Source organism: Photorhabdus hainanensis, from assembly GCF_018448965.1.
Lineage (GTDB): Bacteria > Pseudomonadota > Gammaproteobacteria > Enterobacterales > Enterobacteriaceae > Photorhabdus > Photorhabdus akhurstii.
Map to the genome: position 1 here is coordinate 1 of NZ_RCWD01000079.1, position 4,179 is coordinate 4,179.

2 protein-coding genes are annotated in these 4,179 nt (G+C 47.4%); both read right to left on the reverse strand.

Features of this window, described 5'->3' with window-relative positions; all coding sequences use genetic code 11:
• A partial coding sequence (locus EAE92_RS23735) for a condensation domain-containing protein (protein WP_214069821.1) occupies positions 1–2,017 on the reverse strand: 2,017 nt, incomplete at its 3' end.
• Between the two features lie 3 nt (positions 2,018–2,020).
• Positions 2,021–4,179 (reverse strand): condensation domain-containing protein (locus tag EAE92_RS23740; RefSeq protein ID WP_214069822.1); only part of this gene is annotated, 2,159 nt, incomplete at its 5' end.

The following is a 4,179-nucleotide window of genomic DNA, read 5'->3' on the forward strand; positions in this document are numbered from 1 at the left end:
GTTGCACCGCATATGTTTGCGTCTCTGTCGCCAGCGTTGCCAGATACTTTTGCTGAGTGACGACGCAGGGGGATTGGGTATCGTCCAAAATAAACCGAACCCGCTCTAATGGATATTCAGGGGAAATGGGGACATAAGCGCCCCCGGCTTTCAGTGCCGCCAGAATACTGATCACCATGTCCAGACTGCGGTCGAGGTAGAGAGCGATGGGGGTATCCGCTTGCATAGGAACATGATGGTGTGGCTGACACCGTTCACGGATCGCATAAGCCAGTTGGTTGACTCGTTCGTTAAGCTGGCGGTAGGTCAGGGATTCGCCTTCAAACACCAGCGCCACGTTATCCGGCGTGCTTTCCACCTGGGCTTCAAACAGTTGTTGCAGGGTTTTATCCTGCGGGTAAGGCGCATCGGTCTGATTCCAGCGGTGCAACAGGGTATGACGCTCTGCTTCGCTGAGGAAGGTGATTGACGTATGTAACTGGTCTGGGTTGCATGCGGCCGCGTGCAGGATACGCTCAAGCTGACCCAGCAGGCGCTGTGTCTGCGCTTCTGTCAGCCAGTCTTTGCCATAACTAAATTTGATGATGAGACTGTTATTGTGCTCATAGGCTGCCAGCGATACCGGATAATCCACTTTTTCGACGGACTGACGGAATGTCAGGGTATGTTCTATACCGGTTGGGTTTTGGCTTACCACCGGGGACGGATAGTTTTCAAATACCAGCAGGCTGTGGAATAAGCGTTCTCCGTCGGATTGTAAACTGGCCAGTGAGACAGCACTGTGGCTGTTGAGCACAGCGATATTCTTTTGGATGTCTCGCAAAACAGTAGCCACACTGTCTGTTGGATGCCATTGCACCATTAGCGGCAATGTATTGATATATAGGCCAACACTGGACTCGATCCCGTCCACTGGTACATCGCGGCCGGAGACGGTGGTGCCGACAATGGTCTGTGCATCGCTTGTGTAGCTGTGAAGTAACTTATGCCAGGCAAATTGCAAGGCCACATTCAGTGTCACCCCTTGTGTCCGGCACATATTCTTAAGCTGCGCATAAGCGCTGCCTTGAATAATGAGTTCTTGTTCAGCCGGGTTTTCAATGCTTTTTATTTGCGCTAAATCGACACGGTGACTTAACAACGCAGAAAAATCATTGGAGCCCTGAAATTGGGCTTTGTATGCCTCCCAATAGGTGTCTGATTCAGCTTGATGATCCAAATGATATTGCTGGGTTGCCAGATAAGTCTGTTCCACCATAATCTGGGGCTTCTGCCCTCTTATCAATTGGTTGTAATACTCATGCACAGCTTGCAATAAAATCGGATGGCTCCAGCCATCAGCAATGCAGTGATGTTGCGTAAGCAGTATGGTGACTAACTGTTCATCCTGCCTGATGAGCGTGAAGCGGATTAACCCGGGCTGGCTTAAATCAAAAGGTAGGGTACGGTCATATTGTTGAATTTCGTCAATCGCCTTGTTTCGGTCTTCTTTAGGTAATTGACTGATATCTTTGAACTTGAAGTTCAATGGTCCAATACTGGCGCCCGTTGTTACGATCTGTAATATTTTTCCTTCCCAATCAAATGCGGTTCTGAGAATGGGGAAACGCAGTGAAGCCAGTGACCAAGCTTGTTGATAGACGGGAAAGTTGATATTGGTGTGATAATCCAACAGCAATTGCACACGATAAGCATCATCCTGTGGCTGAGTCAGATGATGATAAACAAACCCCTGTTGCAAGCTGGTAGCAGGAAATATCGCTTCAATTTTTTTTCTGGGGGAGATAACTGAATCATTCGAACCAGAATGATTTTCATTGAAAATAAAACTTTTAAAATCTTTTTCAGAGAAAATACTTTTTTTATTCAAAAAATCTAATATATTTTCTTTTCTCTGTTTAACCTTATCAATAAGTTGGGAGGGAGGAGTTTCTCCGGTGAACGCCAGTTTCAACTTATCTTCATAGACCCATACTGACATATGATTTTTATTAAGTTCTTTAAATAGCATCAACATTTTTTACACGTCCAAAATAGTTTTCTTTTCTGAGTGATAGTCTGAATTTTCATGATTCATATGATCAAAACGATGAGTGAGCTGGTTTAGTTGTTCCATTGAAATGTCTTTGAACCCGTAATCACTGGGGGTTTTTATTCCGCCCAATTGAGCCTGCTTTTGACCAGCAGCAATGACGTTATTGAGTGCTTGCTCAAATGCCGTGATAAATATCTCTGTCCGGGCTTGTGGCAAGCGGGAATCCACGCTGAATTGTAGTTTTCCCGCCTGAACTGCGCCGTTAATACCCAGTAGTAAATGGCTGATATTTTTGCTGGCTAACACAGACCCACAATCATCGTTGGTTATGGACCAATCTTGATGGCTGGCTCCTCCTAACTGACCAAGGTAGTTGAAACTGATGGTTGGTAAATTGCTGGTCAGATATCCCGCTTGATGTAACGCACTATAACCAATACCTTTATTCGGTACGGCACGAAGCATTTCTTTGGTGTGAATGATGGTTTTTGCAATATCAGTCTGCATTTCCAGGCGGACAGGGTACGTGGTTGTAAACCAGCCAACGGTTTCGGAAAGATCTAATGTGTCGTCAATGGATTCTCGGCCATGTGCTTCCAGAATGATGTAGTTTACTGCTTGGTAGAAAGTCTCCTGCAAAGCCAGTGTCAATGCGCTTAACAGTAAGTCGTTAATTTCAGTGTTGTAACCGGTGTTGGCTTCATGTAGTAGCATGTCAGTCATTTCGGCAGGAATGCTTAACAGGTGTTGGGTGATGTCGCCCAGCGCGGGTTTGGTGCCGTTTCCTGCTATCACCTGTTGCCAGTAGGGTACTTCATCCTGATGCTGCTGTGCATAATGATGGACGGCTGTTACCCATTGTCGATAACTGCTGGTCTTCAATGGTAAGGTCATCCCCTGTAATAACAGATGCATATGTTCAGCAATAATTCGCCAGGAAACCACATCAATAATCAAATGGTGGAATGCGAAAAATAGCCGGGCGCTGCCATCCGTATATCCGGTCAGATGACCTGCCTGCCATAATGGCCTGCGGCAATAATCAAAGCCACTTTGCCATTGGGTTAGTTGTTGATGTAATGCTTCCTTATTTAATCCCTTGATATCACAGTGATGTAAGAGGGAATATGAAGATGGTATTTCCGTGGAATAGTACTGACGGTAGCCGTTTTCGGTATCTATAAAACGGACACGCAGCATATCATGCCGTTTAGCCAGCATTATCAGGGCCTGTTCAATCTGTACGGATTTGATATCCCCGGGGATCTGGATCATAAATGCCTGATTCCAATGGTGTGGATTTGGCCAATTCCAGTCGAAGAAGGTTTGCTGGATAGGCAACAGGCTAAATTCCCCGCTTAACAGTCCCTGCTCTGCGAGCACATTAACGGTAGATGATGAGAGAGCCAGTAGTTGGGCTAATCGGGCCACCGTTGGTGCTTCAAAAATTGATTTAACCTGGAGGGAAAAGCCCGCTTGCCGCAGTTTTGACACCAGTTGGATACTGACAATGGAATCCCCCCCGATGCGGAAAAAGTTATCTTCAATGCCAATGTATTCTAGTCCCAACACGTCCTGCCAAATGGCACACAGTTGGGTTTCCAGCGCATTGCGGGGCGCGACATAGTTGTCACGATCCCCCCAGACTGGCTCAGGCAAGGCGCGGCGATCCAGTTTTCCGTTCAGAGTCAGGGGGACGGATTCAATACGGGTAAAACTGGCCGGCAGCATATAGTCCGGTAAGCGGGAAGAGAGATGCTCAGTCAGGCTGTCATCAGACAATTCCCCCGTCGTCACCAGATATGCCGCCAGTACTTTATGACTGTTATGCTCATGGTCAATTACCACCGCCTGTTTTACCTGTGGGTGGGTAGTCAGGGCAATTTCTATTTCACCCAATTCAACGCGATAGCCACGGATTTTGACCTGAAAATCATTGCGGCCCAGATATTCCAGATTGCCATCCGGCTGCCAGCGGACTAAATCGCCAGTTCTGTACAGGCGGGTGTAACCGAGAGCCTTATCTTCTGCGGTGGCAAAGGGATTCGCCACAAAACATGCGGCCGTCAGTTCCGGTTGGTTCAAATATCCCCGCGCCAGCCCGGCACCGCCGATATAGAGTTCTCCCGGCGCGCCGACAGGAG